The sequence below is a fragment of the Bradyrhizobium sp. RD5-C2 genome (genome assembly GCF_019972155.1).
Lineage (GTDB): Bacteria > Pseudomonadota > Alphaproteobacteria > Rhizobiales > Xanthobacteraceae > Bradyrhizobium.
Genome location: NZ_BOVL01000005.1, coordinates 290553 through 309551, shown reverse-complemented (window position 1 = coordinate 309551; position 18999 = coordinate 290553). Strand labels below are relative to the sequence as shown.

The following is an 18999-nucleotide window of genomic DNA, read 5'->3' as shown; positions in this document are numbered from 1 at the left end:
GACGCCGGAATTCCAGATCCGCATGTCCGACCTCGCTTCATTTCAGCTTCGCCAGCACGCCGGACAGTCCGTCGAGCGGCGCTTCCAGCACGATCGGCCCTGCTTGCGGAAGCGGATAGGACACCAGGCACGGCGTCGCCGCGCGGATATGCCGCCTCAGCACATTGCCGATCGCGATCGTGGCAAAGCAGAAATTGGCGTCGCAGCGATCGGTCTGCGCGACGATGCGGTCCGGACTATTGCCCATCGCAAGCTCGATCTGGGCGCCGACGCCGGCGGCTGTGGGAATCCGCATCGCCATCAGCGGCTTGCCGTCGGCGGTCGCAATCAGCGACCAGTTGAAGGCGACCGCGCCCTGCGCGTTGACGATCGACTGCGTGACGTTGCAGACGCGGCGCTTCGATTTCAGGCTCTCGTCGCAAATCAAGGTCCAGTTCTTGAACGGCTGGATCATCCGCCTGAACTCGCCGAGCGTCTCGCCTTCCGGCACCGCGACGTCCGACGGCTTCACGGTGTAGGCGGATGGCAGCACGCCCTGCGCGGCCGCGTTCACCACCGCGCAGAGCCAGATCGCCAAAGCCAGACACGCCAGCCGCCTCGTCGCCGTACGGGTCAATTGAGCGTCAGGCTCACGCCGGCGCTGACGCCCCAGTCGCTGCCGGCGGTGGTCGCCGCCAAATTGCTGCGCAGCCGGCTGTTCTCGCTGGTGTAACCGATGCCGAAGGCGAGCGCGCCCTGGCTGCGCCAGACGCCGCCGCCGGCCGATGCGCTGATCTTGCCGGGCCGGTCGTCATAGCGCAGCGATGCCGCGGCCATGCCGATCGCGGCGGCACGCCAGGCGTCCTGCCGCACCTCGCCGATCTGACCATTGAGCTGCTGAAATGCGCTGTTGAGCTGGTTGACGTTGACCGCATCGGTGCCAGCGACGCCCGCCGCCACGTTGCTGATGGTGACCGGCCCGCTGCTGCCGCTGTTCAGCGTCACCTTGTTGGTGGTGTTCCCTGAGGCATCGGTGTCGTAGCGGATCGAGCCGCTGGAAACCGCCTGCAGCTGGCTGACATTGACCGCATCGGTCGCGGCCGATCCGGCGGCAACATTGGTGACGCGGCGTTCGGCCCCGGACGAGCCGACCGACACTTCGCCGGTCGCAACCCCCGCGACGCTCTTGCCGACGACGGGCGTATAGGCCGCATCGCTCAGATTGGCCGTGGTGGTCGAGTTCGCGCCGAGCGCCAGCGAGTTGGCCGAAGTCGCCTTGGCGCCGGCGCCGATCGCGACCGAATTGGCGCCCGATGCGGCCGAGCCGTTGCCCATCGACACTGCGTTCGCGCCACTTGCGACCGACTGCGGGCCGATCGCGACGCTCTCCGCGCCGGTGGCGGACGAATCCGCCGCGGTGGAGTTGGCGTGGAAATACTTGATGCCGCCACTGCCGGTCGAGATGTTGTTGACCGTCGTATAGAGAGCGTCGAGCGAGGTGTTGGTGGCCCAGAGCTGCGAGCCGTTGATCGCGTCCGTCGAGGTCGAGCTGATCTGGCCCGCGGCGACGTTGGTGACGGTGCGTTCCGCCCCGACGCTGCCGACGCTGACGGTCGATGCCGGCGCCGTGCCGGCGAAGGCGTATGTGGTGCCGCCGATCGTGGTGCTGGCGGTTTTGACCACCGTCGAGGTGGTCGAATTGGCACCGAGTGCGACGTCGCCGGCCTGTGCCGTCGCCTTGGCATTCGGACCGAGCGCAACGCTGGTCGGGTTGGTGGTCTGGGATCCGGCGCCGATCGACACCGACTGGATGCCGCTGGCCACCGCATTGGTTCCGAACGCGATCGAGTCGGCAAAGTTCGATACTGAATTTTGGCCGATCGCGATGCCGCCGGGTGCGGTCTGCTGCACGGTCGCGCCAAAGCCCATGCCGATGCCGTTGTCGCCATTGACCACGGTCTGCGGTCCGACCGCGACCGAATTGTTGCCGACCGCGAGCGAGTCGGCGAGCGTCGAGTTGGCGTGGAAGTATTTTGTCGTCGTGGTCGCGAACGACGACAGCGCGCCGGTCAGCTGCCGCACAGTGACGGCGTCGCTCGACTGGGTGCCGTCGGCCACATTGGTGATCTGGCGATAGCTCGTCGCGTTGCCGACCGACACCGCGCCGAGCAGCGCGAGATCGGTGGTGTTGTAGGGGATGATGGTGCCGCCGATGATGCCGGACGCCGGCGCGAGCGCGCGGTTGGAGATCGAGCCCGAGCCGATCGCGACGCCATCGGTGACCGTGGCCTGGGTGTTGAAGCCCAGCGCCGTAGCATTCGCGGCCGTCGCCGACGCGGCGACGCCGGCAGCCATCGAGTTGACGCCGGTCGCTCCGTTGTTGGTGTAGTTCGCCTTCTGGATGCCGCCGTCGTTGACGCCATAATAATGCGTCAGGCCGTTGCTGACGATGGTCGACAGGCTGTCGATCGCCGAGGTGGCGGCAAACAGCTGCGAGCCGTTGATCGCATCGGTCGAGCCGTTGCTGATCCGTCCCGCCGCGACATTGGTGATGGTGCGCTCGGCACCAACGGCACCGACGCTGACGGTCGAGAGCGGCGTCGTGCCGGCGAAGCTGTAGGCGGTGGTGCCGATGGTGATGCCTGACGTGCCGACCGCCGTGGTGGTCTGGCTGCCCGAGCCGAGCGCGATGTCGTTGGCATTCGCGGCGGTCGCGCCGTTGCCGATCGACACCGAGCCGCTGCCGGTCGCGGTCGACACCGGGCCGATCGCAACCGAGTTGGTCCCCACCGCGGACGAATCGGCCAGCGTCGAATTGGCATGGAAATACTTGATGCCGCCGCCATTGTTGATGTTGTTGACGGTGGTCGCGAGACCGTCCACGGCCTGGTTGGTGGACCAGAGCTGGGAGCCGTTGACCGCATCCGTCGAGCCGTTATTGAGCCGTCCCGCGGCCACGTTGGTGATGGTGCGCTCATTGCCGACCGTGCCGACGCTGACCGTCGAGGTCGGTGTCGTGCCGGCGAAGCTGTAGGTCGTACCGTTGATCACCGTATTCGGGGTACCGACCGCCGTCGTGGTCTGGCTGCCCGCGCCGAGCGCGACATCGTTGGCATTCGCGGCGGTCGCGCCGTTGCCGATCGACACCGAGCCGGCGCCGGTGGCGGTCGACACCGGTCCGATCGCAACCGAGTTCGTCCCGACCGGAGACGAATCGGCCAGCGTCGAATTGGCGTGGAAATACTTGATGCCGCCGCCGGTGTTGATGTTGTTGACGGTGCTTGCAAGGCCATCGACCGCCTGGTTGGTGGCAAACAGCTGCGAGCCGTTGACCGCATCCGTCGAGCCGTTGTTGAGCTGTCCCGCAGCGACGTTGGTGATGGTGCGCTCGGCGCCCACCGCACCGACGCTGACGGTCGAGCCCGGCGTCGTGCCGGCGAAGCTGTAGGTGGTGCCGTTGATCACGGTGTTCGGGGTGCCGACCGCGGCGGTCGTCACGCTGCCGGAGCCGAGCGCGACCGCATTTGCGTTCGAGGCGTTGGCATTGGCGCCAAGCGCAAGCGAATTGGCCTGGCTGGCCGTCGCGGACATACCGCCGGCAAAGGAGCTGGCGCCCGATGCCGTCGCACCGGCGCCAACGGCGCTGGATGCGGAGCCCGACGCGGTGGTCTGAGTGCCGAGAGCAATCGAATCGCGCCCGGAAGCCTTCGGACCACCGCCGAAGCCATCGCCGATCGCGATGGCGCCATCATTCGTGGCCTGCCCCGCACCGATGGCAACGGCTCCGGTCTGCGGCGAATTGCTGAGCGACGCGGCAAGCGCGCCCGAACCGAGCGCCGTGTCGGATGATGCCCGTGCCGCAGCGCCGGTGCCGACCGCAACGCTGCTCGCGCCGGCGGCACTTGCACTGACGCCGGTCGCGAGCGCGTTGGCGCCGGTAGCTCCGGCGTTGTTGTAGTTGGTGTCGGTTCCCGGCGTCGTGCTGTTGACGCTGTAGTCGTGGATCGCGCCGGCGGTGATCTGGCTCGAGAGCGTATTGGCAACGCTGTAGAGCTGCGAACCGTTGATGGCGTCCGTGCTCGACGTACTGATCCGCCCGGCCGCGACGTTGGTGATGGTCCGTTCCGCGCCGACCGCCCCGACGCTGACCGTCGAGCCCGGGGTGGTGCCGGCGAAGCCCGAATAGGTGATGCCGTTGATCACCGCATTCGGCGTGCCGACCGCGGCGACGGTGACGCTGCCGGAGCCGAGCGCGACATCGCCGGATTTTGCCGCCGCCGTGGCGCCGTTGCCAAGTGCGATATTGCCGGCAAGACCGGCGGCGCCCGCGGTGGAGCCGTTGCCGAGCGCCACGGAGCCCTGCCCGATCGCCTTGTTGTTGTTGCCGATCGCGACCGCGCCGTTGGCCTGGTTGGCGGCGCTAGCGCTGGCCGTGCCGTCGCTGTTGGCGATGTTGTTCGCGCCGCCGGTGAAGGCGCCGGTACCGCTGGCAAAGCTGGGATCGCCGATCGCCACCGCGCCGTTGCCAAAGGCGGTGTTGTTCGCGCCGATCGAGACGGCCTGACCGCCGGTTGCCACCGAGTTGGTGCCCAAGGCCACCGCGTTGGCGGAACTGGCCGCGGCATTGTTACCGATAGCGATGGCGCTTGTAGCCGACGCCTTGGCGCCGATGCCGAGCGCGGTACTGGCTACTCCGCTGGCGCTGGCGCTGACGCCGGCCGCGAGAGAGTTGTCTCCTGCCGCGCTCGCTGCAGATCCGAATGAGGAAGAGTTTTGGCCGCTGGCAACGGCTGTGTTGCCAACCGCAGTGCTGGCAGCGGCGCTCGCATTTGCGGCAGTGCCGATCGCCAGCGAACTCGTGCCGGCGGCACTGGCCCCAACGCCGGTCGCGTTCGAATTGGTGCCGGCGGATGCCGCATTGTTGCCGAGCGCGATGCCACCGGTCGCCGTGCTGCTAACGATTGCGCCCGATCCAATCGCGACCGAGCCGCCGGTGCTGAGCGCCTGCGCCTGGTTGCCCACAGCCACGGCAAAATCTGCACCTGCTTTGCTGGAGCTGCCTCCGGCGAATGAGTTGATCCCCGACGCGACCGCCTGCTTGCCCAAAGCAGTCGCGCTGTCCGCCGAGGCAACGGACGACCAGCCTCCGGCCCACGAAAAGTTACCGCTCGCCGAGGAGCTGACGCCGACAGCGGTCGCATTTCCACCGGTGGCAGCAGCGAATGTGCCCAAAGCGCTGGCACCGGCTGCGGCCGCATTGGCGTTGACGCCAAGCGCGACCGCATTGATGTTGCTTGCGATCGTGCCGGCACCCAGCGCCATTCCGCCGTCGCCCGTGGCCGATGCGTTCCGACCGAGTGCGACCGCATATTGTCCTGATGCTGCGGCAAGGTAGCCCTGCGCGATCGCATAGATGTTGCTGGCGCTCGCGCCGTTTCCGATCGCGGTAGACTGATTACCCGTCGCGCTCGCTGAGGTGCCGAACGCACTCGCTCCGGTCCCGCTCGCGGTGGCCGTGGTGCCGACGGCGGTGGACCATGGTCCGGTCGAGTTCGTGCCGGTCCCGATGGCAATCGCCTCGAAGCTAAAGCCGGCAGGTGCGGTGCCGCTCGCGTTCGAGGCGGCGCCGATTGCGATCGGAGAGCCTTGCCCTGTCGCGTTGGCCTTGGCGTTGGCGCCCATCGCGACGGCAGACCCGGACGAGGACGTCGCCGACGCATTGGTGCCGACTGCCGTTGCACCGCCGCCCGAGGCGACGCTTCCGGTGCCGGCGTTGTAGTTCTGCGCGCTCGCAACCGAAGTAGCGGCGACCATGATCGCGAACGCACCGAGCGTTGCGGCCGTCGTGGAGGTGACCCCGCCGACGCCGAGCGCACCAAGCCCGAGCCGGTCGCGCTTCACACCCAGTGTCCGGTGCGCCTGACGCAGCACTGCCAACAGCCGACGCCGCAGCGAACGGCTGCCCGCATCGCCCGAGGCGACCCAGCTCCGGACGAAGCCGGTGCGGCCTTGACGCTTCAGCGATTCGGATGAGTTGCGTGCGACAACCATGGTGCGCCCCCTTCGTGACATCTTGTCCAGACGTCGGGGGTGCCTTGGCGCGGACTGTGCCGACACGCGCGTCCTTTGGGACCGCATGTGACGAAATGAAGACAGCGCAACGCACGGCTGCCTTCCTGTCCTGGCCAACGATGTGTCGAACTCAACGAGCGCGATCTTGCCACCCAGCGCTCGCTCGACTGCCCCATCAATGTGCCCCGAGTCGTCATATCAAAAATGATAGACACATATTTGACAACGTCACTCAGCAGGCCGTCCAAATAGCGCGCAGTTCGTCTCACAAGTTGAATGATTTGCTCGATGCACCGTGGGGTAATCTGCAAATCTTCAACCGGCAGTTGACCTGCGGCGCACGCGTTCACGCATCTCGCGCGGACTGACGCCGAACTCGCGCCGAAACGCGCGCGTGAAATCCGACGCCAGCTTGAAGCCGTGACAATAGGCGATCTCCTGCACCTGCCTGTCGGTGGATGCGACCAGTTCGGCATGTGCTGCGCGCAGCCGCTTGCGCAGGATATATCCGGCGACCCCGCCGACGCTCTCGAATGCACGGTAGAGGGCAGAGCGCGAGATCCGCAATTGCTGCGCAATGCGATCCGGCGTCAGATCGAAGTCGCCGAGATTCGTCTCTATATAAAGACGTGCACGCTCGAACAGCACCGATTCGATTGCGCCGCGCGCTTGCTCCAGCCGGTCCGAGGAAAGCTGAATGCATGCGGCGATCATCTGCGCGGTCGCCCGCCCCGCCCGCCGCAGTTCCTCCGGCGACATCAGGACCAGGCGCGTTTCGAGTCTGTCGAGATAGTCGGACAGCAGTTCGATCAGATTGCCCGAGAGCAGAATGTTGCAGGCGCAGTTAAGCTGATCGGCCACGTCTGCGAATGACCGGCGCGGCAGAGCAAGCACCAGGCCATCATAGTCCGTGATGCTGCCGCGGAAATCATCGTCGAGCGAGATCAGGAACATCGCGCCTGGCCCGGCGTGAACCCGCCGCTCTGCGGTTTCGAAGCGGGCTTCGCCGGAGCGCAGGCGGAACAGCCACCAGATATCGACCGGCGCGCCGTGCGAGGGTTCGACGACGCGCGCGAATGTTTGATCGGCAACGCGTCCTGACGTGAAGACGACGTCGGCCATGTTGCAGGTCAGGTACTCCACCTCGAACCCCTGTGCGGGGCTATAGCCATCGGGCGGCGCGACGTCGATCAGCGAGGCCATGCGCGTCTTCCAGACCTCGAACTGTTCCGATGGCGGATAGAGCCGTGTCGTGAAAAGCCGCGGTACCGCCGGGACTATGTCCCTGATGTTCCGGGGCTCGCGCGGCAGAGGAACTTGTTCGAGGAGCCTGGCGGCACTTGCCGGCGCATTGTCGTCTTCTGGCATGTCATTCCGTCCCCCGTGGTCGCAAACGACGAACGTCGTCTCAACGGGGGCGCATTCCCAAGGTTACGTCGCCGGCCGCTGACTGGCAGGCGAATTTCTGGCGGGCAAGGAAGCAGCATTTTCGGATGCGGACATCACCCGCTTACGCCGGCCGCTCCTGATAGGGCCGATGGGTCCTGCGGCAGTCGGGCTCACACATGGCATTCATCATTGTCGCGTCATAGCCGGATCCGGCCCGGAAGCTCCGTCATCGACTCGGTCTGGCCGATCTAGAGAACAATCTGTGCGAGAACCAGAGCGGCAGCAACGTGCGCCGTGAAGAAATCCAACATTGCTTTCATGCGATGCGATCGGGCAACGCATCATCGCGGAGACTTCAGAAAATTTTCTCGATCTTCGCGCTGGGACGAAATGAACGTCGCAAGAGCGCAGCAGCTTAAGCACGGTACATGACACATCGCGAATCCCGCGCACGGGATTCGCGTCGACCGCGCCTGAAGACGCTTGCCTAATCATGCGGCATTCCACCACGTGCGACGTCAATGAGATCGATGGGAACGGAACACGCGCGCACGAGGCGCACATGTCGTCGCACGCTGCGGCATTTTCATATGAACGTCGAGATGACGAAAGTCATGATGGCTCATGACATTCGTCGGTCAACACGCCCGCCATGCCGAAGGGCGAGCCTGACCGCACGCCCGCGACAGAGCATGCGGTCCTCGATCGGGCGTCGCCCGGCTATGCCTTGCCTTGCCCGATCCCGTCGAGCCATGCCGCAAAGCGCGGATGCTTCGCGAACCTGCCTTGCACGACCGCCAACTCCTGCTGGAAGACCGGCAAAGAGAGCACCCGTTCGATATCGGGCTCCCTGATCTTCCAGATTCCCGGCGGAACGAAGCCATGCACCTTGAGCTCGTAAAGTTCAAAGATCGAGAAGATGACTTCATGCACAATTCGGCGCTCGTCCGGCGTCATCTCGATGGCGCCGCCAGCGCCCTCGTCATGGAACGCCGCCGTTGGCAGGCGACGCCGCAGATCGGATATGCGCTCGGAATATCTGAGGAAGATGTCGGCTCCCAGACGCCGGTTGTTGGTGTGCAGCGCCGTGTAGATCGCGGTGACGCCGACGATAATGGTCCCGAGCGTCATGAACTTCAGGATATGATCGAGCACTGCGATATCTCCTTCGACCTTCCGTGATCGCGCCGGGAGCCCTGTGCACACTGTGCTCCTCGCCCTTTATTGCCCGACGCGCCGCGATCGTCGAGATGCGGAAGGGGCCGCCGGCCTCGGGAGCCGGAGTCATTCCGGTGGCCGATTGTCCCGGCAATCGCGCCCGTTCCGGTAGCCATGCGTCGGCACAGCGGCAATTGGCCCTCGACGAAAGTCGCAACAAATGGACCACGCGCCTGTCGTAGATTTGTAACCATCTTGCAAATCGTTATCGGGCAAAAGTCGCGGGCAGCCTTCACGCAACCTTTTGCAAACTCCAGACTGCCTACCGTCACCGGATATTATAGTGATAGTGGGGACGGGAATGGCTGGACTGCGGCCGAACATTTCAATACGGCTCGGGGCCGCGATCAGGGAACAGCATTCGGGCGTTGAGCGTGATTCCGCCGTTCCATCGGTCGGAACAAACCCCGAGGTCGAGCGCCTGCGCGGCGTCATTGCACGCCTGATGCACACGGCGGCGCATGACCAGCTGACCGGACTTCCGACGCGCAGCTTGCTGCTCGAGCGGCTGGATCTCGAACTGGCGCGCGAGGCCGATGACGGCGCGCGGATCGCGGTTCTGTTCGTCGATCTCGACAACTTCAAGCTCGTCAACGATTCACTCGGCCATAGCAGCGGCGACGAGGTGTTGTCCGAAATGGCCCGGCGCATCCTTGGCTGTCTCGGGCCGGAAGATACTGCGAGCCGGTTCGGCGGCGACGAGATGGTGGTTCTCCATCCGCGCGCCTCGGACTGCTCCGGAGCGGACCTCGGCAAGCGGATCCTTGCGGCGCTGGCGGAGCCGATCCTGCTTTCCGGCAAGGAAGTCGTGGTATCGGCGAGCGTCGGGCTCGCGCACTGCAAGCCCGGCACCAAGGGCGCCGAACAATTGCTGCGCGAGGCGGACACCGCGCTCTATGCGGCAAAGGTCCGTGGTCGTGCGCGACTGGCAGAGTTCAACGACGAGCTGCATGCCCGCGCCGAGAAGCGCGTTCAGATCGAATCCGATTTGCGGGCGGCCCTGCGGGAATCGCAGCTGTTCGTGGAGTATCAGCCGCAGGTCCGCCTGAAGGATGGACGCGTCGTCGGCGTCGAGGCGCTGGTGCGCTGGCGACATCCGGAGCGCGGCATCATCTCGCCCGCCGACTTCATCCCCGTCGCCGAGGAATGCGGGCTCATCGTCAAGATCGGACGACAGGTGCTGCAGGAATCCTGTCGCCAGCTCGCCGAGTGGACGAGGCTGATGCCGGGCTGCCCGCTGGCCATGACCGTGAACGTGTCGCCGCGCGAGCTCGCGGAGCCGACCTTCATTCAGGAGCTCCGGCAGGTTCTCGCCAGCACCAATGTCGATCCGACCGCTCTGTGTCTCGAAATCACCGAAAGCGTCATGATGAGCGCCCCGGATGAGGTCGTCCAAATCCTCGATCAGATCCGCCAGCTCGGCGTGTTCGTCGCGATCGATGATTTCGGCACCGAGCACTCATCGCTGTCGCGCCTGCGCGACATGCCGGCCGAAGTCTTGAAGATCGACCGCAGCTTCATCGACGGTCTCAGCAGCGAGCCCGGCGATACGGCGATCGTATCGTCGATCCTCAGCCTCGCCTACGCGATGGGCAAGCACACCATCGCCGAGGGCGTGGAACGGAGTGAGCAGGCCGCAATGCTGCTCCGCATGGGTTGCGACGTTGCCCAAGGCTATTTCTTTTCGCGGCCGGTTGCCGCCGAACAGATCGCGCCGATGCTGACCAGGGCGCTCTGGCATCCGAGTTCGGGACGCGCGCTGCACGCCGCGCAGCCGGTGGAGGGACCAGTCCGGCGCGGTCATCACTATTTCATCGACGAATTCCTTGATCACATCGGGGCTCCCATGGGCACCAAGGCGACGGTCTCGCGATGATGTATCTCGTCATCGGCCTCAGCAATCTGGCGATCGGACTGGCTTACGCCGGCCTTGGCGTCTTGTCGGCCTGGGAAACGGTCAGCCTGCATCGTTACCGCGGCTGGTCCCGCTTCGGCATCGGATTTTCGATGATGGCTGCAAGCTGCGGCCCGCATCATCTGGTGCACGGCTTCCAGGTGCTGCAGGGCGAAAGCGTGTCCTGGTCGATGCTCGCCGTCACCCTGCTCGGGCTGCCGGCAGGTTTGACATTTGTGTACCTGCGGTTCGAGACGATATTGGGCGGCCAGGGCGAGCGATTGATCGCTCTCTCGCCGCATCGCGCGATGTTGCTGGTCGGCGGCTTCGCCATCACGGCAGGCTGGCTGGCGGCCTGGGCGATGGCCCAGCCCGGCGCGAACATCCCGTTCCTGTGCACGTCAGCCGAACTTGCCGCGCGCGTGGCGATGCCGAGCACCTGGATCGACGTCGCCTCGGCCACGTTCTACGCCAATGTGTTCGTCACCGTGACCTACGGCCTGGTCGGCTGGTATCTGGCTGACCATCAGGTGCGCCGCTATCTGGCGACCGGTGTGTGGTCGCTGTCGGGGGCCGCATTGGCGGGCGTCTTCTTCTCCTGCGCGCTGATCCATCTCATTGACGCGACGACGCACGGCAGCGGATCGATGCTCGTCTTCGACCTGATCGGCATTCCCGCCTCGGTTTATTTCCTGTGGGTCGTCGAGCAGCTGCACAGCGACTCCGTGCTGGACTGGAATCGGCGTCCGTTGGTCGGCGCCGCGGCCGCACCGGCGCGGCCCTCCCCCTGGAGCGGCAGGAACCTGCAGCACTGAATCAGCACCGCGCCAACGATGTCGCCGGCGTGCCGTCGAACAAGCTGTTTGGCAGGCTGAATCAGAAGAGCGCCGTCATGGCGAAGCGTGGCTTGCCGAGCCGTAGCTCGCGGCCAAGGGCCCGCCTTCGCCCGTTGGGCTTCGGCGTGGCATCCTTCTCTCGCTGCGCGACGATAGGATAAGCTTGCTTACGGAGGTAGTCCGTCTTCGCTTTCGCAAGCTCAAGCTACGCCGGACACGCTTCGACCTGATGGTCTCCGCGTGGCTGCGCCACGCGAAGCCCGTCAGGGCGAAGCGTGGTGGGTGCGACAGGGATCGAACCTGTGACCCCTACCATGTCAAGGTAGTGCTCTCCCGCTGAGCTACGCACCCAAAGCCGTGTTTGGATCGGGTCCCTATAACGGACCCGGACGGGGCAGGCAAGGATACAAAGTGAAGGTTTTTTGGCGAATCAGGCCGCCAGCAACTTATTCACTTCGCTAACCAATTCCCGGAGGTGCACGGGCTTCGACAGCACCTTGGCGTTTTTCGGCGCCTCCGAATCGGAATTGAGGGCCACCGCGGCAAAGCCGGTGATGAACATGATCTTGATATCGGGATCGAGTTCCGAGGCACGGCGCGCCAGCTCGATACCGTCCATCTCGGGCATCACGATGTCGGTGAGCAGCATTTCGAACGGCTCCTCACGCAGCCGCTGATAGGCCGACATGCCGTTGTCGTGCGGCGAGACCTTGAAACCCGCATTTTCCAGTGCCTTGACCAGAAAGCGGCGCATATCGGTGTCGTCTTCGGCGAGAAGAATTTTCGGCATGGCAGGGATCGTCGAATCCGGCTTGAGGAGCAGTCCGAACAGTAAGCCCGACAGACGGTAAATTTCGGGTGAAATTTGCGTCAAGCCAGCGGCAAATGCGCGCCGACCATTTGTGGACCGAAACCACGCATCGAATCAACCTTGTGCGGCATTTCCCGCCTTTAAGACGCGTTCCAGGCGGCGCCACACTCTTTTCACTTGGCAGAATGATCGCGATTACCGACAATGCCCGCCTATAAATCTCCGCTTTTCCGGCAGAATCAGTTCTTGCGGGGCGAGGCGGACGCAAGGGACGGCGCCAAGGGAATGACCGAATTTGCTGGCGAGTTGTCGCCCCCGTTCGAGATCGTTGAGCCGCAGGCCTGGCGCGCGCCGATCATCTTCAATTCCCCGCATTCGGGCTCGGTGTACCCGGCCGAGTTCCTTGAGGCGTCGCGAATCGACGTGGCCTCGCTGCGCCGCTCCGAAGATAGCTTCATGGACGAGTTGATCGCGGGCGTGAGCGATCGCGGGTTTCCGATCATCCGGGTCAACTTCCCGCGGTCCTATGTCGACGTGAACCGCGAGCCCTATGAGCTCGACCCGCGGATGTTCACCGGACGGCTGCCGAGCTTTGCCAATACACGCTCGATGCGGGTGGCCGGTGGTCTCGGCACCATCCCGCGCGTGGTCGGCGACGGCCAGGAGATCTACCGCGAGCGGCTCGACGTCGACGAGGCGCTGCGGCGGATCGAGGTGCTCTACAAGCCCTATCACCGCGCGCTACGCCGGCTGATCAACAAGGCGCACCAGGCGTTCGGTGCCGTGATTCTGGTCGATTGCCATTCGATGCCGTCAGTCGGCGTATCGCGCGACGAGCCGCGGCGGCCCGACGTCGTGATCGGCGACCGCTACGGCACGAGCTGCGCGCCGCTGCTGCCCGACCTGGTCGAGGAGATCATGGGCTCGCTCGGCTATTCGGTCGGCCGCAACAAGCCCTATGCCGGCGGCTTCATCACTGAGCATTACGGCAACCCGGCGAGCGGCCTGCACACGGTGCAGATCGAACTCAACCGCGCGGTCTACATGGATGAGCGCCAACGCGAGCGTTCACCGCGCTTCGCCCAGGTGGCGGCCGACTTCGCGACCTTGGCGGATGCGCTCGCGAAAATTCCGTTCGGAGATCTCGGCCCGTTTCAGGCGGCAGCGGAGTAAATCCTTCGTCGGCACCGTGATGCCGATAAAGACATGAACCAAGAATTCAAACTGGCGATGCGAAAGCGCCGAATTGGATTCCCAGTTCACTCGCAGAAATGACGGCCCAAGAAAAAAGGGCCGCTTGAATGAACAAGCGGCCCAAGTCTAGGGAGGAAACGCCCAAGGAGGGCAGCGATAGCGCGAGGCGCTACCGCACCGCAACAATATGCGACCGCGCTGCACAAAACGCAAGAACTTTCGAAACATTTCTTGGGTAATGTTGGTAAGTCTGGCGAAACTGCAACATGGCCGGAGGTCCAAATTAAGATGTTGAATATCAATATCTTACGCGAGAAATCGAGATCGGACAGCGTTCAGCGCATAGCTTGTATACCAGAACTCGCAACTTCGTGATCCGCCCCGAAGCCAGGGAGACTTTCGAATCGAAGCCAACTCGAAAGTCCGGAACCGCGTCATCAGGCTGGGATAACGCTTCGTTAATCGTGCGCGCCGTCTGCGATTGAGCTAGGCAAGAGCGCATCCGGTTTCTATCGCGTCGTTTGCGCATTTCAGGGACATGCCGTGACGGTCATCGACTTTACCGCCTTCATCGGCCGCCTCGCGACCGCATCCGGCGAAACCATCCTGCCCTTCTTCCGCACCTCGCTCTCGGTCGACAACAAGAGCTCGAGCGACTTCGATCCGGTCACCGAAGCCGACCGGGCCGCGGAAGCGGTGATGCGGCGGCTGATCAAGGCGAACTTCCCCCAGCACGGCATCGTCGGCGAGGAGTTCGGCAACGAGCGGGAGGACGCCGACTATGTCTGGGTGCTCGACCCGATCGACGGCACGAAGTCGTTCATCGCCGGCTTTCCGATCTGGGGCACGCTGATCGCGCTGCTGCACAAAGGTACGCCGGTATTCGGCATGATGCACCAGCCCTATATCGGCGAGCGCTTCTCCGGTGATAACGGCTCGGCGAATTACGCCGGGCCGTCGGGCGAGCGGCGGCTCTCGGTGCGACGCTGCGCCTCGCTGAAGGAGGCGACCGTCTTCACCACGAGCCCGCTGCTGATGAATCCGGATGACCGCGCCCGCTTCGGCCGCGTCGAGCATGCGGCGCGCCTGTCGCGCTACGGCGGCGACTGCTACTCCTATTGCATGCTCGCGGCCGGCCATCTCGACCTCGTGGTCGAGACCGAGCTGAAACCCTACGACATTGCCGGGCTGATCCCGATCGTCACCGGCGCCGGCGGCGTCGTCACCACCTGGGACGGCAAGCCGGCGCAAGGCGGCGGCCGCATCATCGCAGCCGGCGATCCGCGCGTGCACGAAGCCGCGATGAAGCTGCTCAACGCCTGATCCTAGCTCCGCCTGATTTCTTGAGTTGCCGGGCGATTGATCTGCGCCCATCCTGACGGCAACGAGAAAAGTCAGGGATCGGCGCACATGACGATTTGCGGCAGGCTGCTGGCAGCCATTCTCCTGCTTCTCGCGCCCGTCACCGCCAGCGCCCAGCAGTTCCCGACCAAACCGATCCGCCTGATCGTGCCGTTCCCGCCCGGCGGACCGAACGACATCATCGCGCGGGTGATCGGGCAGAAGATCTCGGAACTGGTGAAGCAGCCGGTCATCGTCGACAACCGCGCCGGCCAGGGCGGCGTGCTCGGCACCGATGCGGTCGCGAAGGCCGCACCCGACGGCTACACGGTTGCAATCGCCAGCGCCGGGGCGCTTGCGATCAGCCCGAGCATGGAGAAGGTCGCCTACGACACGCTGAAGGATCTCGCGCCGGTGACGCTGGTCGCGACCGTGCCGGAGATGCTGGTTGTCGCCACCGACGTGCCGGCAAGGAACATGAGCGAGCTGGTCGCGCTCGCCAAGGCACAGCCGGGCAAGCTCAACTTCGCATCCTCCGGCCCCGGCAGCCTGCCGCATCTGGCCTGCGAATTGTTCAAGCTGACGGCGAAGATCGACATCGTGCACGTGCCCTATCGCGGCGCGGCGCCGGCGGTGAACGACCTCCTGGGGCAGCAGGTGCAGATGACCTTCCTCGACTTGCCGGTGATCCTGCCGCAGATCAAGGCGGGCACGCTGCGACCGATTGCGCTCGGCGGCCGCGAGCGTGCCCCGACCGCGCCCGACGTACCGACCACGGCGGAGGCCGGCATGCCCGACCTGATCATCGAGAACTGGTACGGCATGGTCGCCCCCGCCGGCACGCCGCCGCCGATCGTCACCAGGCTGAACAAGATCACGACCGACGCGATGGCCGATCCAAGCGTGAAGGCAAAGCTCGCCGAGCAAGGCCTGACACTGGTCGGCGACACGCCGGAGCATTTCCGCGACTTCATCGTCGCCGACATCAAGAGGTGGGCGAAGGTGATCCAGGACGCCGGCGTGGTGGCGGCGAAGTAAGAGCGAGAGCTTCGGTTCTGATTGAATCAGAACCGAAGCTCTCGATTCTCGTTTGACGCGTTTTCTTCACGCGAACCGGTATCCACTTCGCTCGAAAACGCTCTAGTAATCGAGCCGGCCGCGCAGCTCCTCGAACGGAATCATGACGTGGCTGCGAAACGGCGGCCGCTGCTGCAGCCGCTGATACCAGCGCTCGACCGCCGGCAGCGGCGGGCGGGCGATCTCGAGCCCGAAATAGCGATAGAGCGAAGTTCCTGCGGTGATGTCCGCGAGCGACAGCGTCTCGCCGAGCAGGAACGGCGTGGCTTCGAGGAGCCGTTCGAGTTTCGCAAAGTGCTGCTCGCAACGGGCGAGCGCCTTGTGAATCGCCGCCCAGTCGCGCTGGCTCTCCGGCGTACGGAAAAATCCCCAGAACACGCCGCCGAGAAAATCCGGCTGCAGCGCGGTTTGCGACCAATCCATCCAGCCATCGACCCGCGCCCGGATGACGGGATCGTCGGACCAGAAGCGACCGTTGCCGTGGCGCGCGGCGAGGTAGCGCAGGATGGCGTGGGATTCCCAGACGGTGGCGTCGTCATCCCGGACGACGGGCACACGGCCGTGCGGGTTCATCGCGAGGAACGCCGGCGCATCGAGCCCGCCGAACGCGCCGCCGGCATCGATGTGCTCGTGCGCCAGATCGAGCTCGCCGATCAGCCACATCACCTTCTGCACGTTGAACGAACTGCGCCGTCCCCAGACCTTGAGCATCGCACTCTCCTCGGCTTCGTCAGCGTTGCGCTTCGGCCCGCAGATACTCCACCAGCTGCTTGGCCGCGCGCGGCAATGCCTTGAAGCTGCGCGCGCAGATCGTCAGCCGGCGGTTGGCCCAGGCGTCGCGGATTCTTATCGTTGTGATCGGCATCGCCGCCGCGCAGCGCCGCGCCGCGGTTTCCGGGATCACCGCAATGCCGACATCGGCGGCGACCATCTGGCAGATGGCGTCGAAGCCGCGCAGGCGGGCGCGGAAGCGCAGCCGCGCACCAAGTTTTGCCGCGTGCCTCGAAATATGGACCTGCAGCGCCGACGTCGCCGTGAGGCCGACGAAATCGCGGCCGACCACCTCCTGGAAGTCGATCTGGCGGCGGCCGCCGAGATCGCTGCGCCGCGACGCCACCAGCATCAGCCGGTCCTCGCTGAACAGGAAGCGTTCGACGCTGTCGGGCAGCGCGTGTTCGGCGGCGAAGCCGAGATCGGCGGCGCCGCTGGCGATCGCGGTCGCGATATCGGTGCTCTCGCGCTCCTCGACATCGACGCTGATATCGGGATGTTCGTGCAGGAACGCCGCCAGCGCCCGCGGCAGATGCTCCGAGAGACCCGAGGTGTTGGCGAGCAGCAGCACGTTGGCGCGGACGCCGCTGGCATAGGCGGCGAGATCGCTCTGCAAGGCCTCGACATTATGCATCACGATCCGCGCGTGACCGAGCAGGCTCTCGCCCGCCGCCGTCAGTTCGACGCCGCGGCGGCCGCGCTTGAGCAGCGCGACGCCGAGCGCCTCTTCAAGCCCCTTGATCCGCTCGCTGGCCGAGGCTAGCGCAAGGTTCGCGCGCGCCGCGCCCTGCGTGATGCTACGTGCATCCGAAACCGCGATGAACAATTGCAAGTCGATCAGGTCGAACCGCATGACGTTTCCCGCCCCGCCCTTCGGGTGATCCGAAGGCTAACTCCGTAACCTCCAGATTGTGCCGATCGGCGCGATCGGTCAATGTGCAGCGATGGTCGACCATCTCCTGATCTTCATCGCTTTCGCCTTCCTGCTCGCCGGCTTCGTCAAGGGGACACTCGGCCTCGGTCTGCCGACGGTCGCGATGGGATTGCTGGCAACCACGATGGCGCCGGGTCAGGCGATTGCGATCGTGATCGTGCCGGCGATCGTCACCAATATCTGGCAGACCTTCGTCGGCCCCTATCTGCGCGACATCCTCAAGCGGCTGTGGCCGCTGATGCTCGGCACCGTGGTCGGAATCTGGATCAATGCCGGGCTGCTGACCGGGCCGTACGCAGCCTACGGCACCGTGGTGCTCGGCGCGCTGCTGGTGATCTACGCGATCGTCGGCCTGAGCAGGTTCAGCTTCAAGGTCAGGCGGCGCGACGAGAAATGGATCGGCGGCATCGTTGGCGTCATCACCGGACTGATCTCGGCGGCAACCGGCGTCCAGGTCATTCCCTCGATGCCGTTCATGCAGGCGATCGGCATGGAGCGGGACGAACTGGTGCAGGCGCTCGGCGTCTTCTTCACCACCGCGACCATCGCGCTCGCCTTCAACCTCACGGCCTCGGGACTGCTGACCGCGGCCACCGCGCTGCCGGGCGCGGTCGCGATGGTGGCGTCATTCATCGGCATGTTCATCGGCCAGGCGGTCCGCACCCGGATGCAGCCGGACGTATTCCGCCGCTGGTTCCTGATCTCGATGATCCTGCTCGGCATCTATCTGGCCGGCAGCGCGCTGCTCAAGATCCACGGCTAGAGCATGATCCGGAAAAGTGCGAAGCGGTTTTCCGATGAGACCATGCCCAAGTGAAGGCTAGCGCGCCTCCAGCATCGCGACGCGGACGCCGAGATAGATGAAGAGCGCGCCGAGCGAGCGGTTGATCCAGGCGATCACGCCGGTCGATTGCCGGATGCGGCCGGCAGCCCGCGCCGCAAAGGCGGCGAGGCCAAGGCACCACAGCGTGCCGCCGGCGATGAAGATCAGCCCGAGCACCAGGAAGGCGAGCGTCTTGTGGGCTGAGTCCGCCGCCACGAATTGCGGCAGGAATGCAAGGAAGAACAGCGCCACCTTGGGGTTGAGGATGTTGGTCAGCGCCCCCTGCCAGAACACACGCGAGATCGAGGCCTCGCCGCCCTGCCCGGCGATGTCAGCGATCGGTTTGGCGCGCGACAGCAGCATCTGCAGGCCGGTCAGCACCAGATAGGCCGCGCCGATCAGCTTGACGGCCAGGAACGCCGTCGACGACGCCATCAGCAGCGCCGACAGCCCGATCGCCGCGCCCAGCACGTGGACCAGGCAGCCGCAGCTGATACCGATCGCCGCAGCGGCTCCGCCACGCCAACCGTGCTGAATCGTGCGCCCTATGATATAAGCGGTATCCGGCCCTGGCGTGACGTTGAGCAGCAACCCGGACAGGACGAACAGCCAAAGCTCGTGAATTCCCAGCATCTCGGCCACGTTAACCTACGTAAGTAA

At 65.1% G+C, this 18999-nt stretch carries 14 protein-coding genes and 1 tRNA gene; 6 read left to right on the top strand and 9 right to left on the bottom strand.

Annotated elements, in window-relative coordinates:
- Window positions 1–37: 37 nt before the first annotated feature.
- From BraRD5C2_RS03690 to BraRD5C2_RS03675, 4 genes are all read right to left on the bottom strand, one after another.
- A complete protein-coding gene (locus BraRD5C2_RS03690) occupies window positions 38–616 on the bottom strand; it encodes an invasion associated locus B family protein (protein WP_223966906.1) in 579 nt (192 codons plus the stop codon).
- A complete protein-coding gene (locus BraRD5C2_RS03685; protein ID WP_223966904.1) occupies window positions 613–6030 on the bottom strand; it encodes a beta strand repeat-containing protein in 5418 nt (1805 codons plus the stop codon). Before BraRD5C2_RS03685 ends, BraRD5C2_RS03690 begins: the two co-directional genes overlap by 4 nt.
- A 336-nt stretch (window positions 6031–6366) precedes the next feature.
- On the bottom strand, window positions 6367–7254 hold the full coding sequence (locus BraRD5C2_RS03680; RefSeq protein ID WP_223966902.1) for a helix-turn-helix domain-containing protein: 888 nt from the start codon (window positions 7252–7254) through the stop codon (window positions 6367–6369).
- A gap of 906 nt (window positions 7255–8160) precedes the next feature.
- Complete coding sequence (locus tag BraRD5C2_RS03675; RefSeq protein ID WP_223966901.1) at window positions 8161–8595, bottom strand: hypothetical protein; 435 nt, start codon at window positions 8593–8595, stop codon at window positions 8161–8163.
- Between the two features lie 307 nt (window positions 8596–8902).
- Between BraRD5C2_RS03675 and BraRD5C2_RS03670 the strand changes: the two genes are divergently transcribed.
- A complete protein-coding gene (locus BraRD5C2_RS03670) occupies window positions 8903–10534 on the top strand; it encodes a putative bifunctional diguanylate cyclase/phosphodiesterase (protein WP_223966900.1) in 1632 nt (543 codons plus the stop codon).
- On the top strand, window positions 10531–11367 hold the full coding sequence (locus tag BraRD5C2_RS03665) for a hypothetical protein (RefSeq protein WP_223966899.1): 837 nt from the start codon (window positions 10531–10533) through the stop codon (window positions 11365–11367). Before BraRD5C2_RS03670 ends, BraRD5C2_RS03665 begins: the two co-directional genes overlap by 4 nt.
- Window positions 11368–11664: 297 nt before the next feature.
- On the opposite strand, the gene BraRD5C2_RS03660 is transcribed toward BraRD5C2_RS03665, so the two are convergent.
- Window positions 11665–11739, bottom strand: a tRNA-Val gene (locus BraRD5C2_RS03660).
- Window positions 11740–11818: 79 nt separating this feature from the next.
- A complete protein-coding gene (gene cpdR, locus BraRD5C2_RS03655) occupies window positions 11819–12178 on the bottom strand; it encodes a cell cycle two-component system response regulator CpdR (RefSeq protein ID WP_092123795.1) in 360 nt (119 codons plus the stop codon).
- A 306-nt stretch (window positions 12179–12484) separates the two neighbouring features.
- On the opposite strand from cpdR, the gene BraRD5C2_RS03650 reads away from it, so the two are divergent.
- From BraRD5C2_RS03650 to BraRD5C2_RS03640, 3 genes are all read left to right on the top strand, one after another.
- Entirely contained in the window at window positions 12485–13372 is an 888-nt protein-coding gene (locus tag BraRD5C2_RS03650; RefSeq protein ID WP_223966898.1) for an N-formylglutamate amidohydrolase, read from the top strand.
- A 564-nt stretch (window positions 13373–13936) separates the two neighbouring features.
- Window positions 13937–14716 carry a histidinol-phosphatase gene (gene hisN / locus BraRD5C2_RS03645; RefSeq protein ID WP_097671783.1) on the top strand — a complete coding sequence of 260 codons (780 nt, stop codon included), beginning with the start codon at window positions 13937–13939 and terminating at the stop codon, window positions 14714–14716.
- 87 nt (window positions 14717–14803) lie between these two features.
- The gene (locus BraRD5C2_RS03640; protein ID WP_223966897.1) at window positions 14804–15772 is read left to right on the top strand and encodes a Bug family tripartite tricarboxylate transporter substrate binding protein; all 969 of its coding nucleotides are present in this window, start codon (window positions 14804–14806) and stop codon (window positions 15770–15772) included.
- A gap of 102 nt (window positions 15773–15874) precedes the next feature.
- On the opposite strand, the gene BraRD5C2_RS03635 is transcribed toward BraRD5C2_RS03640, so the two are convergent.
- Entirely contained in the window at window positions 15875–16522 is a 648-nt protein-coding gene (locus BraRD5C2_RS03635; protein ID WP_223966896.1) for a glutathione S-transferase family protein, read from the bottom strand.
- 19 nt (window positions 16523–16541) lie between these two features.
- Window positions 16542–17435: a LysR family transcriptional regulator gene (locus tag BraRD5C2_RS03630; RefSeq protein ID WP_176529113.1), complete on the bottom strand. Its 894-nt coding sequence runs from the start codon at window positions 17433–17435 to the stop codon at window positions 16542–16544.
- A gap of 91 nt (window positions 17436–17526) precedes the next feature.
- Between BraRD5C2_RS03630 and BraRD5C2_RS03625 the strand changes: the two genes are divergently transcribed.
- The gene (locus tag BraRD5C2_RS03625) at window positions 17527–18279 is read left to right on the top strand and encodes a sulfite exporter TauE/SafE family protein (protein ID WP_223966894.1); all 753 of its coding nucleotides are present in this window, start codon (window positions 17527–17529) and stop codon (window positions 18277–18279) included.
- A gap of 57 nt (window positions 18280–18336) precedes the next feature.
- Here the strand turns inward: BraRD5C2_RS03625 and BraRD5C2_RS03620 are convergent, their stop codons facing one another.
- Window positions 18337–18972, bottom strand: coding sequence for a LysE family translocator (locus BraRD5C2_RS03620; protein WP_223966892.1), 636 nt, complete (start codon window positions 18970–18972; stop codon window positions 18337–18339).
- Window positions 18973–18999: the final 27 nt, after the last annotated feature.

Coding starts and splice junctions, on each gene's coding strand:
- BraRD5C2_RS03635 (WP_223966896.1), bottom strand. CDS start 16,522: ATGCTCAAGGTCTGGGGACGGCGCAGTTCGTTCAACGTGCAGAAGGTG.
- BraRD5C2_RS03640 (WP_223966897.1), top strand. CDS start 14,804: ATGACGATTTGCGGCAGGCTGCTGGCAGCCATTCTCCTGCTTCTCGCG.
- BraRD5C2_RS03620 (WP_223966892.1), bottom strand. CDS start 18,972: ATGCTGGGAATTCACGAGCTTTGGCTGTTCGTCCTGTCCGGGTTGCTG.
- BraRD5C2_RS03630 (WP_176529113.1), bottom strand. CDS start 17,435: ATGCGGTTCGACCTGATCGACTTGCAATTGTTCATCGCGGTTTCGGAT.
- BraRD5C2_RS03665 (WP_223966899.1), top strand. CDS start 10,531: ATGATGTATCTCGTCATCGGCCTCAGCAATCTGGCGATCGGACTGGCT.
- BraRD5C2_RS03685 (WP_223966904.1), bottom strand. CDS start 6,030: ATGGTTGTCGCACGCAACTCATCCGAATCGCTGAAGCGTCAAGGCCGC.
- BraRD5C2_RS03680 (WP_223966902.1), bottom strand. CDS start 7,254: ATGGCCTCGCTGATCGACGTCGCGCCGCCCGATGGCTATAGCCCCGCA.
- cpdR (WP_092123795.1), bottom strand. CDS start 12,178: ATGCCGAAAATTCTTCTCGCCGAAGACGACACCGATATGCGCCGCTTT.
- BraRD5C2_RS03650 (WP_223966898.1), top strand. CDS start 12,485: ATGACCGAATTTGCTGGCGAGTTGTCGCCCCCGTTCGAGATCGTTGAG.
- BraRD5C2_RS03625 (WP_223966894.1), top strand. CDS start 17,527: ATGGTCGACCATCTCCTGATCTTCATCGCTTTCGCCTTCCTGCTCGCC.